The 19,515-nt window shown below is 39.8% G+C and carries 14 protein-coding genes; 11 read left to right on the top strand and 3 right to left on the bottom strand.

Features of this window, described 5'->3' with window-relative positions; genetic code table 11:
• Positions 1–147 precede the first annotated feature (147 nt).
• Together BZG42_RS05235 and BZG42_RS05230 are read left to right on the top strand one after the other, a co-directional pair.
• Positions 148–1,884 (top strand): ABC transporter ATP-binding protein, encoded by a 1,737-nt coding sequence (locus tag BZG42_RS05235; RefSeq protein ID WP_155961984.1) that lies wholly within the window; start codon positions 148–150, stop codon positions 1,882–1,884.
• Positions 1,885–1,892: 8 nt separating this feature from the next.
• On the top strand, positions 1,893–3,662 hold the full coding sequence (locus tag BZG42_RS05230) for an ABC transporter ATP-binding protein (protein ID WP_024531999.1): 1,770 nt from the start codon (positions 1,893–1,895) through the stop codon (positions 3,660–3,662).
• A gap of 401 nt (positions 3,663–4,063) precedes the next feature.
• On the opposite strand, the gene BZG42_RS05225 is transcribed toward BZG42_RS05230, so the two are convergent.
• Complete coding sequence (locus BZG42_RS05225) at positions 4,064–4,984, bottom strand: polysaccharide deacetylase family protein (protein WP_155969502.1); 921 nt, start codon at positions 4,982–4,984, stop codon at positions 4,064–4,066.
• Between the two features lie 102 nt (positions 4,985–5,086).
• Here BZG42_RS05225 and BZG42_RS05220 point away from each other — a divergent pair, with 102 nt between their 5' ends.
• The 8 genes from BZG42_RS05220 to BZG42_RS05185 all read left to right on the top strand — a co-directional run bounded on the left by BZG42_RS05220 (position 5,087) and on the right by BZG42_RS05185 (position 16,993).
• A complete protein-coding gene (locus BZG42_RS05220; RefSeq protein ID WP_120171736.1) occupies positions 5,087–6,373 on the top strand; it encodes a homoserine dehydrogenase in 1,287 nt (428 codons plus the stop codon).
• A gap of 3 nt (positions 6,374–6,376) precedes the next feature.
• The gene (gene thrB / locus BZG42_RS05215; RefSeq protein ID WP_155996206.1) at positions 6,377–7,237 is read left to right on the top strand and encodes a homoserine kinase; all 861 of its coding nucleotides are present in this window, start codon (positions 6,377–6,379) and stop codon (positions 7,235–7,237) included.
• Between the two features lie 119 nt (positions 7,238–7,356).
• Complete coding sequence (gene murB / locus BZG42_RS05210) at positions 7,357–8,265, top strand: UDP-N-acetylmuramate dehydrogenase (protein ID WP_120171735.1); 909 nt, start codon at positions 7,357–7,359, stop codon at positions 8,263–8,265.
• A gap of 39 nt (positions 8,266–8,304) precedes the next feature.
• Positions 8,305–9,459 carry an ABC transporter ATP-binding protein gene (locus BZG42_RS05205; RefSeq protein ID WP_024532004.1) on the top strand — a complete coding sequence of 385 codons (1,155 nt, stop codon included), beginning with the start codon at positions 8,305–8,307 and terminating at the stop codon, positions 9,457–9,459.
• Positions 9,443–10,243: an ABC transporter permease gene (locus tag BZG42_RS05200; RefSeq protein ID WP_024532005.1), complete on the top strand. Its 801-nt coding sequence runs from the start codon at positions 9,443–9,445 to the stop codon at positions 10,241–10,243. Before BZG42_RS05205 ends, BZG42_RS05200 begins: the two co-directional genes overlap by 17 nt.
• Entirely contained in the window at positions 10,243–11,013 is a 771-nt protein-coding gene (locus tag BZG42_RS05195) for an ABC transporter permease (RefSeq protein ID WP_024532006.1), read from the top strand. The genes BZG42_RS05200 and BZG42_RS05195 overlap by 1 nt, the downstream gene beginning before the upstream one ends.
• Positions 11,013–12,083: an ABC transporter substrate-binding protein gene (locus BZG42_RS05190; protein WP_120171734.1), complete on the top strand. Its 1,071-nt coding sequence runs from the start codon at positions 11,013–11,015 to the stop codon at positions 12,081–12,083. The genes BZG42_RS05195 and BZG42_RS05190 overlap by 1 nt, the downstream gene beginning before the upstream one ends.
• 209 nt (positions 12,084–12,292) lie before the next feature.
• Entirely contained in the window at positions 12,293–16,993 is a 4,701-nt protein-coding gene (locus BZG42_RS05185) for a S8 family serine peptidase (protein ID WP_155996205.1), read from the top strand.
• Positions 16,994–17,158: 165 nt separating this feature from the next.
• Here BZG42_RS05185 and BZG42_RS05180 read toward each other — a convergent pair whose 3' ends face one another.
• On the bottom strand, positions 17,159–18,004 hold the full coding sequence (locus tag BZG42_RS05180) for an NAD(P)H-hydrate dehydratase (RefSeq protein WP_024532009.1): 846 nt from the start codon (positions 18,002–18,004) through the stop codon (positions 17,159–17,161).
• Positions 18,005–18,189: 185 nt separating this feature from the next.
• On the opposite strand from BZG42_RS05180, the gene nth reads away from it, so the two are divergent.
• A complete protein-coding gene (nth, locus tag BZG42_RS05175; RefSeq protein WP_155996204.1) occupies positions 18,190–18,813 on the top strand; it encodes an endonuclease III in 624 nt (207 codons plus the stop codon).
• 72 nt (positions 18,814–18,885) lie between these two features.
• Here the strand turns inward: nth and BZG42_RS05170 are convergent, their stop codons facing one another.
• Positions 18,886–19,515, bottom strand: a complete 630-nt coding sequence (locus BZG42_RS05170; protein ID WP_024532011.1) for a putative bacteriocin export ABC transporter — start codon at positions 19,513–19,515, stop codon at positions 18,886–18,888.

Raw genomic sequence — 19,515 nt, 5'->3', positions numbered from 1 at the left:
CTTGCCTAGTGTGAGTTGTATCCAATCTAGCAAGCTTATTCTTATTTCCAATCATCGCTTGTCTGATTGAAAGGGAGTGAGGAATTTTATTATCAATGTATCAGGAAGGGGCTTGCCCCTTTTTAGCATATAGAAAGGACGAAAATAATGAACCTCATTTGGACTTATTTAAAAAAATATCCCAAATGGCTTGCCCTAGATTTATTGGGAGCTTTCTTGTTTGTAGTAGTGAATCTAGGCTTACCTACTTTTCTAGCTAGAATGATTGACCAAGGAATCACCAAAAATAATGTCAACCAACTCTATTATTGGGCTATCATGATGGGTTTTATCGTGTTGCTCGGTATTGTAGGACGGGTAACATTAGCCTATGCAGCTGGAAAACTGACAACAAGTATTGTCAAAGATATTCGTAATGACCTTTATGAGAAAATCCAAGATTATTCACATCATGAGTATGAACAGATTGGTGTTTCCTCATTGGTGGCTCGCATGACAAATGATGCCTTTGTTTTAATGCAATTCTCAGAGATGATTTTAAAACTAGGTATTATTACCCCGTTAATGATGGTTGCAAGTGTAGTAATGACTCTGGTGACTAGTCCAAGTCTTGCATGGACAGTAGCAGTTGCTACGCCTTTCCTTATCATGGTTATCATCTATGTAGCAACGAAGACCCGTCCGCTCTCAGAAAAGCAACAGAAGCGCTTGGATACCATTAACCAATATGTGCGAGAAAACTTGATGGGTTTACGGGTTATTCGAGCTTTTACACGCGAAGCATTCCAAGAAGAACGCTTTGAAGAAGTCAATGAACAATACACAGAAACGTCTAAAAAACTGTTTCATTTAACCGGTCTGACAGAACCCTTATTTGTGCAGATTATCATTGCTATGATTGTAGCCATCGTATGGTTTGCTTTAAAACCTTTGAAAGAAGGTAATTTACAAATTGGTGATTTGGTAGCCTTTATTGAATACAGCTTCCATGCTCTATTTTCATTCTTACTATTTGCTAATTTATTTAACATGTATCCGCGCATGTCTGTATCTAGCCAACGAATTCGAGAAGTATTGGCCATGCCGATTTCTATTTCAAAGAATGAAGATGGTGTGACAGAAACGGATACACATGGCTATTTAGAATTTGAGAATGTGACGTTTGCCTATCCGGGTGAAACAGAATCTCCAGTTCTTCATAACATTTCCTTCAAAGCTAATCCTGGTGAAACGATTGCTTTTATCGGTTCAACTGGTTCGGGTAAATCTTCTTTGGTGAACTTAATTCCACGTTTTTATGATGTGACCTTAGGTCGTATCCTAGTAGATGGTGTGGATGTCAGACGTTATAATCTGAAGGCTCTCCGTAGCAAGATTGGATTTATTCCGCAGAAAGCTCTGCTATTTACCGGAACAATCGCAGAAAACCTCAAATATGGGAAAATCGATGCTAGTCTCACGGAACTTCATCAAGCAACAGATGTGGCGCAGGCCAAGGAGTTTATCGAAAGCAAAGAGAAGCAGTTCGATACCCATCTTGCAGAAGGGGGAAGCAACTTATCTGGTGGACAAAAACAGCGCCTTTCTATCGCACGTGCCATTGTTAAGCAGCCTGATATTTATATCTTTGATGATTCTTTTTCAGCCTTGGATTATAAGACAGATGCCCTTTTACGGAGTCGTTTGAAAGAAGTTACAGGAAATGCAACAGTCTTAATTGTCGCCCAACGTGTTGGAACTATTATGGATGCAGATCAGATTATTGTTCTGAATGAAGGAGAAATCGTTGGTCGCGGTACTCACAATGAATTGATGGAAAATAACGAGATTTATCGTGAAATCGCAAATTCTCAGCTCAATCGTCAATCCCTGACAGAAGAATAGGAGGAATCATGAAGAACACATTTGTATTTACTCGTGTTTGGGACTATCTACGTCATTATAAATCTTCTGTATTTTTAGCTGTTTTTCTAAAGACAATTAGTGCGGTTATGAATGCGCTAGAACCATTTGTATTAGGACTTATCATTACAGAACTGACAAAAAATCTTCTTGACATTGCCAATGGTGTAGTTGGAGCGGAAATCAATGTTTCCTACATTGCTATCTTGCTGGCTATTTATGCTTTTCGAGCTCTTTTGTATGAAATCGGAGCTTACGGTTCCAATTATTTTATGACCAAGGCAGTCCAAGGAGCTACCAAGGAACTTCGTCATGACTTGAGTCATAAGATTAACAAAATTCCAGTATCTTACTTTGATAAACATCAGTATGGAGATCTTTTAGGTCGCTTCACCAGTGATGTTGAGACGGTTTCAAATGCTCTACAGCAAAGTTTTCTTCAGTTGGTCAACGCAGCCCTAGCCCTATCCCTAGCCCTCTTCATGTGCTTCTGGCTAGATGTTTCGCTGGCTCTAGTGGTGATGATCTTAGTGCCTGTGACCTATTTTGGCTCAAAATTTATCATGGGTAAATCTCAACCCTACTTTAAACAACAGGCAGATGCTCTCGGTCGCCTCAACGGTTTTGTTCAAGAAAACCTCACAGGCTTCAATGTTGTCAAGCTATATGGACGTGAAGAACAATCGACTGTGGAGTTTCGACAAATAACCTCAGATTTGCAGGAAGTCGGGTTTAAGGCTAGCTTCATGTCTGGTTTACTGATGCCTATAGTACACGGCTTTTCTAATATCGCCTATGTAGTGGTCGCTCTGCTTGCTGGCTTAAAAGTTCTTGCTGGGAGGTTAACTGTAGGGAATATGCAGGCCTTCGTCCAATACGTTTGGCAGATTTCGCAGCCTGTCCAAACCTTGACTCAGCTGGCCCCCCAACTCCAGTCAGCTAAATCTTCCCTTGAACGCATCTTTTCGGTCCTAGATGAGCTTGATGAAGCAGACGCCAATGCGCTTGAGTTGACAGAAAGTTTATCTGGTCAAGTTAGTTTTGAACAAGTTGAATTTGGTTATTCGGATGACAAACCGCTTATCCGAAACTTTAATTTACAAGTAGAACCTGGAGAAATGGTAGCTATTGTTGGTCCGACAGGTGCAGGAAAAACAACCTTGATAAATCTTCTCATGCGTTTCTATGATGTGACCTCTGGTTCTATCAAGGTTGATGGAAAAGATATTAGAACCATTTCTCGCCAATCTTATCGTCGTCAATTTGGGATGGTTCTTCAAGATGCTTGGCTCTACGAAGGAACAATTAAAGAAAACTTACGTTTTGGTCGACTAGATGCAACGGATGAGGAGATTATTGAAGCTGCCAAAGCTGCCAATGTAGATCATTTTATTCGCACATTGCCCGGTGGCTACAACATGGAGATGAATCAGGAATCCAGCAATATTTCTCAAGGTCAGAAACAATTATTGACTATCGCTCGTGCTCTCTTAGCAGATCCAGCGATTCTGATTTTAGATGAGGCAACCTCATCGGTTGATACGCGACTAGAGTTGCTGATTCAGAAGGCTATGAAACACTTGATGAAGGGACGGACGAGTTTCGTCATCGCTCATCGCTTATCTACCATTCAAGAAGCAGATAAAATTTTGGTTCTAAAAGATGGACAAATCATCGAACAGGGGAACCACGAGAGCCTCCTAGCAGATAAAGGTTTTTACTACAATCTTTACCAAAGTCAATTTAGTCAATCTAAGTAGTAAAATACTGACTTATTTGTCTTGATAGGTGACATAGTAGGAGAGTATTTCATATTCTTTGAAAGTCAAAACCAGACTTCATCTACCTGACTTGATAAGCTTCAGTTCTACCTACTGTTGCATTTGCTAGTCTGATGTTCATTGTGTAATCAATTTATTACTTGAACATTAAGTTTTATTCCTGAACTTCTGCTTCATCAACTAAAATGAAAAATAGCTTCCTAGTTGTTAAGGAAGTGAGAGTGCAGATAAAACAAATCATTTTGAGATATGGTTTGTAACTAAACTCTTAGAGACGTTACTTTTTAACGTTTCTGGGAGTTTTTACTTTTGATCGCAAAAAAAGATTGAAGATCTTGTCCGAAATAGACTTTTTCTTCAATCTGAAGGGAGATATGCTATTATTGGGCAATTTCTGCCAACAAGCTTTCAGCACTGGTTGTTGGTAGTATACGGATACGATTTAGTGTCAATAAACCATCACTGGCAGAAGCCAGTCCATAATTGGTTGTCACACCGAGCTTGTAACCAGCTTTTTCGGTTAAAGCAACAGTATCTGCTGAGTATCGTCCTCCTGGATAGGCAAGAGCAATCGTCTCCTGATTTAGCTGGTTATCCAGATAAGCTTTGGAAGCAGTAAGTTCATCGGTTTGTGTTTCGATCGAGCTGTATTCCAAATCGGGATGACTGACAGTATGAGCTTGGAAGGAAAGTCCAGCAGCACGCATTTCTTTCATTTGTTCTAAAGTGAGGTGGCCGGCTCGTCCATTTTCTGTAAAACCAGTAATGACATTATTGGTCGCCTTCATTTTGTACTGCTTAAGGAGTGGGTAAGCATGACTGTAAAAATCCCAAATACTATCATCAAAGGTGAGCCAAACAACTTTTTTGCCAGCTGGCAAGACATTTTCCTTTAAAACTTTATAAGCTTCTTCAGGCGATAAGGTATAGTACCCTGCATCCTGCAGGGCTTTCAGATGACTTTCAAAGGTTGTTGGAGCAACGATTAGGTTAGCATTGGCTTCTTCCTCAGGAGCCATTATGTGGATGGCATGATACATGAGGATAGGGAATTTGACAGGCTGTTCCTGTCGTTCCCAAGTGACTTCGGGTTGCACCGATGAACTAGAACTAGCTGTTGTGGTTGTTGAAATTTCTTGCTGGCTTTGAACTGGGCTAGAAGTACTAGAATTTTCCACTTTTTTTGACATGGAAAATAGAAATGCAGAAATAGCTATAAGCGGTAATAGGACAATGACCATGCCGACAATTAGTTTACCATGCTGTCTACGTTTTCGTATTGCTCTTCTTGAATGTCTCATATTGTTTCTCCATAACATAGATAGTAAGACAATTATACCAAATTTTTGCCAAGTAGTCAGAATATTTGGTATAATGAGAGAAAAACTTTTGAAGGAGAGTGCATGGTAATTAAGGTAGGATTATTGGGATTCGGAACAGTAGCAAGCGGTGTGCCATTTTTATTGAAAGAAAATGCAGAGAAAATTGAAAAAGCAGCCCAAGATAGAATTGAAGTTGCCAAAGTACTTGTCAAGGATGATGCAGAAAAAGAAAGTCTCTTGGTTGCGGGATACAACTATCATTTTGTTACAGATATTGGTGAAATTTTAGAGGACGAAGAGATTGCAATCGTAGTGGAATTGATGGGGCGAATCGAGCCTGCTAAAACATTCATTACCCGCGCTTTAGAAGCAGGCAAACATGTCGTTACAGCTAATAAGGATTTACTGGCTGTTTACGGCAGTGAATTATGTGCCTTGGCAGAAGAAAAGAATTTAGCCCTCTATTATGAGGCTGCTGTTGCAGGTGGTATCCCTGTATTGCGTACTTTGGTTAATTCTTTGGCAGCAGATAAAGTAACCCGCATTCTGGGAGTTTTGAATGGAACATCAAACTTCATGTTGACAAAAATGGTGGATGAAGGTTGGACTTATGATAAGGCTTTGCAGACTGCTCAGGAATTAGGATATGCTGAATCCGACCCGACAAATGATGTCGAAGGAATTGATGCTGCCTACAAGGCAGTGATTCTCAGCCAATTTGCATTTGGGATGACTGTTGATTTTGAACATGTAGCTCACAAGGGGATCTCTCATATCACGCCAGAGGATGTAGCAGTGGCTCAAGAATTAGGGTATGTCATTAAACTTGTGGGGGATATTCAGGAAACCGCCTCTGGTATTTTTGCAGAAGTATCCCCTACCTTCTTACCGAAAGATCATCCACTAGCAAGCGTTAGTGGTGTTATGAATGCTGTCTTTGTCGAGTCCATCGGTATCGGTCAATCAATGTACTATGGTCCTGGTGCTGGTCAAAAACCCACAGCGACCAGTGTAGTAGCAGACATTATCCGCATCGTTCGTCGTCTTAAGGAGGGAACTGTCGGTAAAGCCTTTAATGAATATAGCCGTTCGCTTAAATTGGCTATACCAAGCGATGTGAAGAGCGAATATTACTTTTCTATCGTAACACCTGATAAGAATGGGAAGATGCTCCGTTTAGCAGAACTTTTCAATGCCGAAGAAATTTCCTTCAAGCAAATTTTGCAAAAGGGAGTCAATGGTAACACTGCTCGTCTGGTTATTGTGACACACGAGATGAGCAAAACGCAGCTAGAAAATGTGACAGTGAGATTGGCACAAGAGACAGATTTCACTGTCTTGAATATTCTTAAAGTTTTGGGAGAATAAGTTATGAAAATCATGATACCAGCAACTTCAGCCAATATTGGTCCTGGTTTTGATTCGGTTGGAGTCGCTTTGTCAAGGTATTTAACGATTGAGGTACTTGAGCCAACAGATAAATGGATTATTGAGCACAATCTTGAATTTGTTCCGACTGATAAGAATAATCTTTTAATAAAAACAGCCTTGAAGGTTACTAAAAAATTGCAACCACACCGTATCAGGATGACGAGTGATATTCCCTTAGCGCGTGGTCTGGGTTCTTCTAGTTCAGTAATTGTAGCAGGTATTGAACTTGCAAATCAACTAGCTAAGTTGAAGATGACTACAGATGAAAAATTACAGAAGGCAACAGAAATTGAAGGACATCCGGATAATGTTGCACCAGCTATCTATGGGAACCTGGTTATCTCTAGCTATGTAAATAGAAGGGTTCAAGCGGTTGTAACGGAGTTTCCTGAAGCTAGTTTTGTTGCATTTATTCCAAGTTATTCGCTGAGAACAGTGGAAAGTCGAGGAGTCCTACCGTACCAAATGAGCTATAAGAAGGCAGTAGCAGCAAGTGCGATTGCTAATGTAGCGATTGCTAGTCTGATGGCAGGAGATTTGACAACGGCTGGAAGAGCTATTCAGTCTGACATGTTCCATGAACCGTTCCGTCAATCATTAGTGAAAGAGTTTTGTTCAATTAGACGAGTTGGACAGGATTTAGGAGCATATGCAACTTATTTGTCTGGCGCAGGTCCTACTGTTATGATTTTAGCGCCTAAAGAAAAAGAAGATCAAATAGTTAAGGCACTTGAAAATCTCACCTTAGATGGGACGATTCATCGTCTCCGGGTTGATACTAAAGGCATTCAAATTTTCTAATCTTTCTAGCCCCTTAGGGGCTATTTTTTATAAATGTATTTTTGTTGATTTTTATTCGTTTTATCTTCTAATTTTTGGTATAATAAATCATGTATATCCTAAATTGAAACGAGAAGATTATGAAAGATAAAATTAGGTTTGAATTGGAAGGTATTGATATTCGGTTTGATGAACCTTTGAAAGAATATACCTACACGAGAGTAGGAGGAGCTGTTGACTATTTAGCTTTTCCGCGCAATCGCTACGAGATTGTTCGTATTGTAGAATTTGCCAAACGTGAGGGAATTGCTTGGCAAGTACTTGGGAATTCTAGTAATATCATTGTGCGTGATGGTGGGATTCGTGGTTTTGTTATCCGAATGGATAAGCTTAATTCTGTGACGGTTTCAGGTTATACTATTGAAGCAGAAGCAGGAGCAAACTTGATTGAAACAACTAAGGTTGCTCTGTTCCATTCCTTGTCAGGTTTTGAATTTGCATGTGGCATTCCGGGAAGTATTGGGGGTGCTGTTTATATGAACGCAGGAGCCTATGGTGGAGAAGTGGCTCATATTTTAGTGTCTGCACAAATTTTAACACCGGCTGGTTATGTAGAAACCTTGGATAATCGTGAACTCCGATTCGGCTATCGTTCGTCTGTCTTACAGGAAAATGGTGCAATCGTTTTGTCTGCTAAGTTCGCTCTTAAGCCGGGGAACCACACTGTAATTTCACAAGAAATGGCTCGCTTGACCCATATCCGTGAACTCAAACAACCTCTAGAATATCCATCTTGTGGTTCGGTCTTCAAACGTCCACTGGGGCATTTTGCAGGTCAGTTGATTATGGAAGCTGGCTTAAAAGGGTATCGTATCGGTGGTGTAGAAGTGTCTGAAAAACATGCTGGTTTCATGGTCAATCTTGCTGATGGGACAGCTAAAGATTATGAAGATTTAATTGAATATGTGATTGAAATGGTCAAAAAATCTTCAGGCATCACTTTGGAGAGGGAAGTTCGCATTATCGGTGACCCTGCTGACACATTATAGCCACTAGGCTCCTACAAAAAAAGAAGGAATTTATGAAAATTGAAAAAGCCAATTATTGAATTTAAGAACGTTTCCAAAGTATTCGAAGACAGTGGGACGACCGTTTTAAAGGATATTAGTTTTGAATTAGAAGAAGGGAAATTCTATACCCTACTTGGTGCTTCTGGATCCGGTAAGTCAACAATTTTAAATATTATTGCTGGTCTTTTGGAAGCCAGTTCAGGGGATATTTATCTGGATGGTCAACGCATCAATGATATTCCGACCAATAAACGGGATGTCCATACAGTTTTCCAATCTTATGCCCTTTTCCCGCATATGACCGTCTTTGAAAATGTGGCTTTTCCCTTAAAACTGCGAAAAATTGAAAAAGCTGAAATTGAACAAAGAGTAACTGAGGTCCTTCAGATGGTTCGTCTTTCAGGTTACGAAAATCGCTCCATTCAAAAACTATCTGGCGGACAGCGTCAACGTGTCGCTATCGCACGTGCCATCATCAATCAGCCACGAGTTGTCTTACTTGATGAACCTCTTTCTGCCTTGGATTTGAAACTGCGAACAGAAATGCAGTATGAGCTCCGTGAGCTTCAGCAGCGTTTGGGGATTACCTTTGTCTTTGTAACCCATGATCAGGAAGAAGCTCTAGCGATGAGCGATTGGATCTTTGTCATGAATGATGGTGAAATTGTTCAATCAGGGACGCCGGTAGACATTTACGATGAACCGATTAACCATTTTGTTGCGACTTTCATTGGAGAATCCAATATTCTACCGGGACGCATGATTGAAGACTATCTGGTCGAGTTTAACGGCAAGCGTTTTGAAGCTGTTGATGGTGGTATGCGTCCAAATGAAGAGGTTGAAATTGTAATCCGTCCCGAAGACTTACGCATTACCTTACCGGAAGAAGGAAAATTACAGGTGAAGGTAGATACTCAGCTCTTTCGTGGTGTTCATTACGAAATTATTGCCTACGATGATTTGGGCAATGAATGGATGATTCACTCCACCCGCAAAGCTATTGTCGGTGAGGTGATTGGTCTAAATTTTGAACCGGAAGACATCCACATTATGCGTCTCAACGAAACTGAGGAAGAATTTGATGCCCGTATTGAAGAATATGTAGAGGTAGAAGAAGTAGAAGATGGCCTAATCAATGCTATTGAGGAGGAACGTAATGAAGAAAACCTCTAGGCTATTTGCGATTCCTTATGTACTATGGGTGTCTCTCTTCGTCCTTGCACCAGTTGCCCTGATTATTTTCAAATCCTTCTTTGATATTCATAATAATTTTACACTATCCAATTATCAGGCCTATTTTAATTCTCCCAATATGACCTACCTGCGAATGAGTTTTAACTCTATTTTTTATGCAGGAGTCATCACTTTAGCAACCTTGTTGGTAGCCTATCCAACTGCTTATTTTTTGACTAAACTTAAGCACAGACAACTTTGGCTTATGTTGATCATCTTACCTACTTGGGTCAATCTCTTACTTAAAGCTTATGCTTTTATTGGGATTTTCGGACAGCATGGTTCAATTAACCAATTTCTGGAGTTTGTTGGTTTGGGAGCCCAGCAAATCCTCTTTACAGATTTTTCTTTTATTGCAGTTGCTGCTTATATCGAAATTCCTTTCATGATCTTGCCAATCTTTAATGCGCTTGACGATTTAGATAAGAATCTAATCAATGCTAGCCGAGATTTGGGAGCGACTCCATGGCAAACGTTCGTAAAAGTTGTTTTTCCTCTCTCTATGAATGGAGTGCGCTCTGGCGTTCAGGCTGTCTTTATTCCAAGTTTGAGTCTCTTTATGTTGACTCGCTTGATTGGCGGTAACCGGGTGATCACACTAGGAACAGCCATCGAACAACATTTTCTCATTACGGAAAACTGGGGAATGGGTTCAACCATTGGTGTTGTCTTGATTGTAGCCATGCTGTTGATTATGTGGGTAACGAAAGAGAGGAAGAAATAATGAAGAAATTTGCTACCATCTACTTGACGATTGCTTTTCTCGTTCTTTATTTGCCAATCTTTTATCTCATCTTCTATGCTTTCAATAAAGGCGGTGATATGAATGGTTTCACAGGCTTTACTTTTAAACATTTTTCATCTATGTTGGGTGATAGTCGTCTTATGCTAATTTTAGCTCAAACCTTCTTGTTAGCTTTTTTGAGTTCTTTGATTGCGACTCTTATTGGAACATTTGGTGCCATCTATATTTATCAAGCCAGACCTCGTTTTCAAAACGCTCTTTTGTCCGTTAACAATATCTTGATGGTGGCTCCTGATGTCATGATTGGAGCAAGCTTTCTCATTCTTTTCACCATTATTGGTTTCCAATTAGGTTTTATCTCCGTTTTACTAAGTCATATTGCCTTTTCTATTCCGATTGTTGTCTTGATGGTTTTGCCACGGTTGAAGGAAATGAACCCAGATATGATCTCGGCAGCCTACGATCTTGGAGCAACTCAGCCACAAATGTTAAAAGAAATCATGTTACCCTATTTAACTCCGGCTATTATTGCAGGTTACTTCATGGCTTTTACTTATTCACTTGATGATTTTGCAGTCACCTTCTTTGTCACAGGAAATGGTTATTCCAACCTGTCTGTAGAGATTTACTCACGGGCTCGTCAAGGAATATCTTTGGAGATAAATGCTCTGTCTACCCTAGTTTTCCTCTTTTCTATCCTACTAGTAGTAGGCTATTATTTCATTTCACGTGAGAAGGAGGCTAACTAATGAAGAGACTCTATTCGTTCTTTTTAGGGATCTTGATGATTATTTTAGTCCTGTGGGGAATTAGTTACAAATTAGAAGCTCATTCAGCCCAGGGAACAAAGGATAAATTGGTTATCTATAATTGGGGAGACTATATTGATCCAGACTTGTTAGCAGAATTTACTGCTGAAACAGGCATTCAAGTGGATTATCAGACATTTGATTCCAACGAAGCGATGTATACCAAAATCAAACAGGGTGGGACAACCTATGATTTGACTATCCCTTCAGAATACATGATTTCTAAGATGACTGAAGAAGATATGCTCATCAAACTAGATAAATCCAAAATTGAAGGACTCAATAATATTGACCCACGGTTTATGGGATTAAGTTTCGACAAAAATAATGACTACTCTATTCCTTATTTTTGGGGAACCTTGGGAATTGTTTATAACAAAACAATGGTTACCAAGCCGCCACGGGAGTGGGAAGACTTGTGGTCAGAAGAATACCGTGATAATATCATGTTAATTGACGGCGTTCGTGAGGTTATGGGATTTGGTTTGCAATCCTTAGGTTACAGCTTGAACTCAAAGAATCCGTCAGAGATTAAAAAAGCGGCAGAACATCTCTATCATCTAACCCCAAATATCAAGGCCATTGTTGCTGATGAAATCAAGGGGTATATGATTCAGGATGCCGCAGCTATTGCAGTTAGTTTTTCGGGTGAGGCAAGCGATATGCTAGAGGGAAATGAAAATCTCCGTTATGTTGTTCCTTCAAAAGGTTCAAATCTCTGGTTTGATAATATGGTTATTCCAAAAACAGCCAAGAATATTAGTGGAGCTTATGCCTTTATGAGTTTCATGCTTCGCCCAGAAAATGCTCTACGAAACGCACAATATGTTGGTTATTCAACCCCAATTCCTGCTGCTAAAGCAATGCTTGATGAAGAAACTCAGAATGATGAAGCCTTCTATCCATCAGAAGAAACAATGAAGAAGATGGAAGTTTATGATAACTTAGGAAAGGATTTGCTCGGTACTTATAATGATTTGTACCTGCAAGTTAAGATGTATCGTAAATAAGTAATAAAAATACACTGCGACAAACAATTCTCTTTGTTTCAGTGTATTTTTTTGCATCATTTTTAATAGTTATAAGTTTTTGTTATAACAAGCCATAGTTTTTCTAAATAATAGAATTTTCAGAATATACTTGCAATACTGATAATTTTATGTTTAAATAGACTTATTGGTTTTTCCAATAATGAAGGAGTAAATTAGGAGGAAGTAGTATGAAAAAGAAGGAAACCTTCTCACTTAGAAAACATAAAATTGGGACTGTGTCTGTTCTTTTGGGTGCAGTTTTTTTGTTTGGAGGAGTCCAGTCCGTAGCCGCTAATGAAATTAATAATCCGGCGCCTACACAAGTAGAAGCCACCCTTTCTGCTGAGACAAAGGAAAATGCCGAGCAGGAAAATCAGACAGTGAAAGAAAGGACTGACCTACCCATAGAAACAACTCCAGTCGAAACAATCACTGTTGAGAATGAAGCTGCGACATCAACTAGCGAAAGCAAACCAGTTGAGAGTGACATTTCTATCAGTCCCGAACAATCTACTACAATCGAGAAAACACGTGCTGCAAGTAAGAAAGAAAATGCTGAAGAAAAAGAGACCAAAACAGCATCTTTGATTGGCGTCTCTGAAGAAGCCAAACCACAAAATATTGACAGTAATACAATCGTCACCGTCCCTAAAGTTTGGGAAAATGGTTATAAGGGTGCAGGAACAGTCGTTGCGATTATTGATTCTGGTTTGGATATTGATCATGATACGATGCGTATCTCAGATACTTCAACTGCAAAATATAAAACAGCAGAAGAATTAGAAGCTGCTAAAAAAGCCGCAGGAATTACTTATGGTAAGTGGTTTAGTGATAAGGTTGTATTTGGTTATAATTATGTTGATGCCAATACTGTCTTAAAGGAGAAAGACCAGCGTTCTCATGGTATGCATGTAACAAGCATTGCAACGGGGAATCCGACTCAACCTGTAGCTGGACAGTTGATGTACGGTGTTGCTCCAGAAGCGCAGGTCATGTTCATGCGGGTCTTCTCTGATATTCAGTCTACAACCAGCGCAGCATTGTACGTAAAAGCGATTGAAGATGCAGTAAAATTGGGTGCAGATAGCATTAACCTCAGTTTGGGTGGAGCAAATGGTTCTGTTGTCAATATGAATGAAAATGTGACTGCTGCCATAGAAGCTGCTCGTCGTGCAGGGGTGTCAGTTGTAATTGCTGCCGGTAATGATGGAACATTTGGCTCAGGTCATTCCAATCCGTCAGCAGAAAATCCAGATTACGGTTTGGTAGGAGCACCTTCTACAGCTCGTAATGCAATTTCAGTTGCTTCTTACAACAATACGACCATTGGTAGCAAGGTTATCAACATTGTCGGACTTGAGGATAGGGCAGATTTGAACTATGGTAAGAGTACATTTGATAATCCAGATAAAAGTTCTGTGAAATTTGAATTGGGTAAAGAGTACGAGTATGCATTTGCAGGAATTGGTACAGAAAAAGATTTTGAAAATCTAGATGTAAAAGGTAAACTAGCTTTAATTAAACGCGGTTCCATTCCTTTCACTGAAAAAATTGCCAATGCAACTGCCGCAGGTGCAACGGGTGTTGTTGTCTTTAATAATCTTCCAGATGAGGCAAATGTAAGTATGGCATTGGATGACACAGCCATTGCCATCCCTTCAATATTTATCCCAATGAAATTTGGTGAGGCTTTGGCTGCCAATTCATACAAGATTGTATTTAATAACGAGACCGATATTCAGCCTAACCCTAAAGCCGGGCTTTTGTCCGACTTTTCAAGTTGGGGATTGTCAGCAGATGGTGAGTTGAAACCGGATTTGGCTGCTCCTGGTGGAGCTATCTATGCAGCAATCAACGACAATGACTATGCTAGCATGCAGGGAACCAGTATGGCCGCTCCCCATGTAGCTGCGGCAGCAGCTTTGGTAAAGCAATACATACAAGCTACTTATCCAACAAAAACACCTCAAGAAGTTGAAGCACTTATCAAGTACCTGTTAATGTCAACCGCGAAAGCACACATCAACAAAGAAACAAAAGCTTATACTTCGCCACGTCAACAAGGTGCTGGTATTATAGACACCGCAGCGGCTATCTCTACAGGTTTATACCTGACTGGTGAAGATGGATATGGTAGCATTACTTTAGGCAATGTTGGAGATAGATTTAATTTCACTGTCACTCTTCATAATATCACCAATGAAGACAAGACACTGAATTACTCTACCCAATTAACCACCGATACAGTTGATGAAAAAGGACTGATCACCTTAGCACCACGTTTGTTAAAAGAAATTCCTGGCGGTAGTGTTACTGTTAAGGCAAATTCCTCCACAACTATTTCCGTTGAGGTAGATGCGACAAGTTTTGCAAAAGAGTTGACAAACTTGATGAAGAATGGCTATTATCTTGAAGGTTTTGTTCGATTCACTAATGTGGTTGATAGTGGGGAAATTGTCAGTATTCCTTATGTTAGCTTCCGTGGAGAATTTCAAAACTTATCTGTCGTAGAAGAGCCGATTTACAATCTGATTGCAGATGGAAAGGGTGGGTTCTATTTTGAGCCAGTTGCAGAACAACCAGACACAGTTGATATTCGTCAACACTATACAGGTCTTGTTACCGGAAGTACAGAATTAGTCTACTCAACGGGTAAGCGAACAGAGTTTACCACCAAAACTTTAGGAACATTCAAAAATGAGTCAGGTCACTTTGTATTGCGGTTAGATCAAGAAGGAAAGCCTCATTTAGCTATCTCCCCTAATGGTGACCGTAATCAAGACTCGTTAGCTTTTAAAGGTGTGTTCTTACGAAACTATACTGATTTGGTAGCAAATGTTTATGCTGCAACTGATACAGAACGGACTACACCGCTTTGGTCAAGTGAGCCGCAAGGTGGTGATAAGAATTTTTATAGTAATGATAAAAAGAATCCAAAATCAACGATTATTTATCCAACTGAATGGAAGGGAACAGATAGTGCTGGGAATGCCCTTGCAGATGGCAAGTACCAATATGTTTTGACCTACTCTCCTGAAGTTCCAGGAGCTAAAGTACAAAGCATGGTTTTTGATGTCATCATTGATAGAAAAGCTCCAGTTATTACAACAGCAACCTATGATGAAACAACATTCACATTCAAACCACGTCCGGCAATTGAAAAAGGTGAATCAGGTATTTTCCGAGAGCAAGTCTTTTATCTTGTAGCAGATGGCAATGGTATGACAACAGTCCATTCATTGGAAAAAAATGGTGATGTGGTTGTTGCAGATAATAAGGTCTTTGTCCCACAAAATAAGGATGGTTCCTTTACTTTACCGCTCAATCTGGCTGATATTTCAAAATTCTACTATACTGTGGAAGATTATGCAGGTAATGTTAGTTATGAAAAGGTAGAGAATTTGATTAGCATAGGAAATGATAAAGGTTTGGTCACAGTAAGCATACTGGATAAGGATACCGACAAAACTGTTCAAATTCCTTTTACTTATTCTGTAAGAGATGCAACTGGCAAGATAGTTGCTGAATTGCCACGCTATGCTGATAATAGTAGTATCCTAAAACTACCTTTCGGTACTTATACCTTTGAACTCTTTCTCCATGATACAGAACGGTCAGTCTTAGCTGGTGAGACTAAGTTTGTAGTTACAATCAATGAAGAAAATAGCACGGCAGAAGTGAATTTCTATGTCGTTTTGAAAGATAAGGCTAATCTACTTGTAGACATTGATAAACTACTACCTACTGGTTCAATGATTCAGCTAAAAACAAATGATGGACAAACGATCCTCTTGCCAAATGCGAAATATTCTAAGACAGACTATGGTAAATTTGTTCCGGTAGGTACCTATACTATTGTTTCTACTCTTCCAGATGGTTATGAATTCTTAGAGGAATTGGATGTAGCAGTCCTTGCCAATCAATCAAATATTAAAAAATTAACCTTGATTAACAAGGTTGCCTTAAAAGACTTGATTTCTGAGCTTTCAGAGATAGAAGCTACAGATACTTATTACAATGCAGCTATGAATCTTCAAGCAGCTTATGATAAGGCATTAGAAGAAGCCAATGCTGTACTTGCTAATAGACATCATCAAGCAGAAGTAGATAGAGTGTTAGCAAATCTGGTCGCTGCAAAGGAACAATTAAATGGTAAAGCCACTGATACTGGTTCTTTAATAGCGGAAGTAGCAGCTTATCCATCAATCCAGTCAAGCTTTATTTACTACAATGCTCAAACTACCAGACAGGTAGCTTATGATACAGCTATTCGTACTGCACAACTGATACTGAGCAAGGAAAAAGTAACTCAGACTGAAATTGATCAAGTACTAGCAGACTTATTAGCGACCAAGGCAGATTTGGATGGACAAAAGACAGACTTTACTGCACTTCGTAATGCTGTTTCTGTTTCATCTGTATTGAAAGCAACAGATGTTAAGTATCTCAATGCTTCAGACAATGTAAAACTTGCTTATGATCAAGCGCTTGAAACAGCGAAAGCCATTCTGGCCGATGAGCAAGCGAGTCAGGAGAGCGTAGATCAAGCACTTGCTAGTTTGACAAGTGCTCAAGCAAATCTTGATGGTATAGCAGTTCCATCAGGAAAAGAGCAACAGCAGGTCGATAGTGGACAACCGTTACCAGTGATTAAAGTATCAAATCTGGTCTATCATCCGATTAGTACAGAGACAGGGGACTCACAGTTAGCTCCTCCTATTACTCACCTGATAAATCCAACTAGTCTTGTCAACATCCCTCGAGCAAGCAAACTACCAAGCACAGGAGATTCTTCTAATACAGTTGTATTGGTCGGTCTGTTCATGCTGTTTGGCACTCTTATAGCTCCCTTTGATTTAAAACAAGATAAAGAAAGTCTAGGGGAATAATGAATTTGGAGCATCAGATTCGGGACAAACTGATTAAGCTTATTATAAAGTAGATGTTCAGGAAAGATTATTCCGGATAGCGTGAATAAAAACTCTATATAATATAAAAGGCTTAGAATCTTGTTCGTAAAACATTGATTTTAAGCCTTTTTGATAGTCTCTCTATTATTCTTGATTTTGAAAGTAACGCATGGTTTGCTGAATTTCTTTGGAGATGTCGGTCGGCTTGACAATGTATTGCTGTTCGGCCAACTGATCTGCGATATAAGAATGTAGATAGGTAGCCACAAGGACTCTCTCATAGAGCTGAGCATGTGGGAATTGAACCGCAAAACCTGCAATCATACCAGCTAAGGTATCTCCCATCCCTCCCATAGCCTGATAAGGACCACCGACCATTATGGGAGTGGAACGCTCTGGCTGAGTTTGGAGAACTTGTGTAGCAGAGCCTTTAGAAACCAAGATTGTATAATCTTGGAAAGTTTTTAGAGCCTGCAAGTTTTTTTCGGAATTTTGCTCAGTCACAGGGATGGTAGATAGTCGTTCCCATTCCTTCTGATGAGGCGTAAGGATGACTTGTTTGCAAGGAAAGTCTTTTCTATGTTTTCTTGCAATTAAGGTCAATGCAGAACCATCAAGGATCAAAGTTTGCCACTCGGTAAGTTGTTCTAATACAAAATCTAATAACTGTTCTGCTCTGCTATTATCTCCTAACCCCGGACCAATCAACACTAAATCACTATTGGTCAAGATCTCAGTGAATAAGGCGGTATCTTCTATTGGAAAAGCCATAGCTTCAGGAAGATGACTGTGTAGAGCAGAGATATTATCGCCTTCGGTAGCAACAGTCACTAAACCAGCTCCGCTATTGACTGTAGAAAGGGCGGCCATGATAATAGCTCCTCCATAGGGATAGAGACCACCAACAAGCAAGACACGCCCAAAACTGCCCTTATGACTATCACGTGGCCTAGCTTGGATGACATGCTGACAAAGTTGTTGCAGATTCATAACACTCATCACCTTGATCGTTTTCTTATATTGTATCATGTATTGCGTACTTGATATGCAGAAAATAAAGTGGCGCAAGTCTTGTCAATTACTGAGGTTTATTGTCTTTTCTCCGTATACAAAATTACCCCTGTAGCTGGAATCTCATCTGAGAAAAATGAGTTCTTTCATGGTATAATGTGTATATGGTATTATCAAATAAACGCGCACGCAAAGTTATTGAAGAAATTATTGCTCTTTATCCTGATGCTAAACCCAGCTTAGATTTTCGCAATCATTTTGAACTTTTAGTAGCTGTTCTTCTATCTGCTCAAACGACAGATGCAGCAGTTAATAAGGCGACTCCTGGCTTGTTTGCGGCTTTTCCGACTCCAGAGGCAATGGCAGCAGCAGAAACAAAGGAGATCGAGCCCTATATTTCTCGTTTGGGTCTTTATCGCAATAAAGCTAAGTTTTTAAAGGAATGTGCCCAGCAACTACTAGACCGACATGATGGAATCGTTCCGCAGACACGTGAGGAATTGGAAGCTCTAGCAGGAGTGGGTCGCAAAACTGCTAATGTCGTCATGAGTGTTGGTTTTGGTATTCCTGCCTTCGCCGTAGATACTCATGTCGGACGTATTTGCAAACATCATGATATTGTGAAAAAATCTGCAACACCATTAGAGACAGAGAAGCGTGTGATGGAAGTTTTACCACCGGAGCTCTGGCTTCCGGCTCATCAAGCCATGATATATTTTGGACGTGAGGTCTGTCATCCTAAAAATCCTGAGTGTGAAAAGTTCCCACAGTTATATGATTTTGACTAAAAGTATCTAGATAAAAAAGATATATGGAGACACACCATAGATCTTTTTTATCTATTACGAGGAACATAGAGGTTAAAGTTGATCCACAACAATTACTTCATCAGTCATTTCCCAAATTGTGGGGTTATGGGTTGCGATAATGATCGTCCTGTCTTCATTTTTCAGTGATAATAGGATGGACATGATGACCTTAGCTGTTTCAGGGTCAATGGAGGCCGTCGGTTCGTCTGCCAAAATGAAAGGTGGATTTTTCAAAATCAGTTTTGCCAGTGCAACACGCTGGGCTTCGCCACCAGACAGCTCGAATATACGCTTATCAAGAGTAAGATAATGCAATCCAACACGTTCGAGGGCTTCTAGCTCAAGCTTTTTTCGTTTCTCTTTGCTCATTTTTTGCTTAATCAAACCCAACTTTAAATTCTCATCAATCGACTGGCTCTCTAGCAAACCAAAATTTTGAAAAAGATAGCCAAGTTCATCGCGAAAAAACTCACTAGACTTATATTTTCTCAGCTCCTTTTCACGGAAAAAGATATTCCCATCGTAAGTCTCTAGTTTTGCCATCATGTTCATCAGGGTTGTTTTCCCACTACCGCTTGAACCAATCAGTGCATACACCTTCCCTGGCTCAAATGTCATTGTCAAATCAGAAAAAAGAACACGATCTCCAAATTGTTTACTAACGCTTTCCAATCGAATCAT

This window comes from Streptococcus sp. DAT741 (assembly GCF_009866825.1).
GTDB classification, from domain to species: domain Bacteria; phylum Bacillota; class Bacilli; order Lactobacillales; family Streptococcaceae; genus Streptococcus; species Streptococcus ruminantium.
Note: the sequence above shows the minus strand (reverse complement) of the source record. Positions and strands in the feature narration are given on the sequence as shown.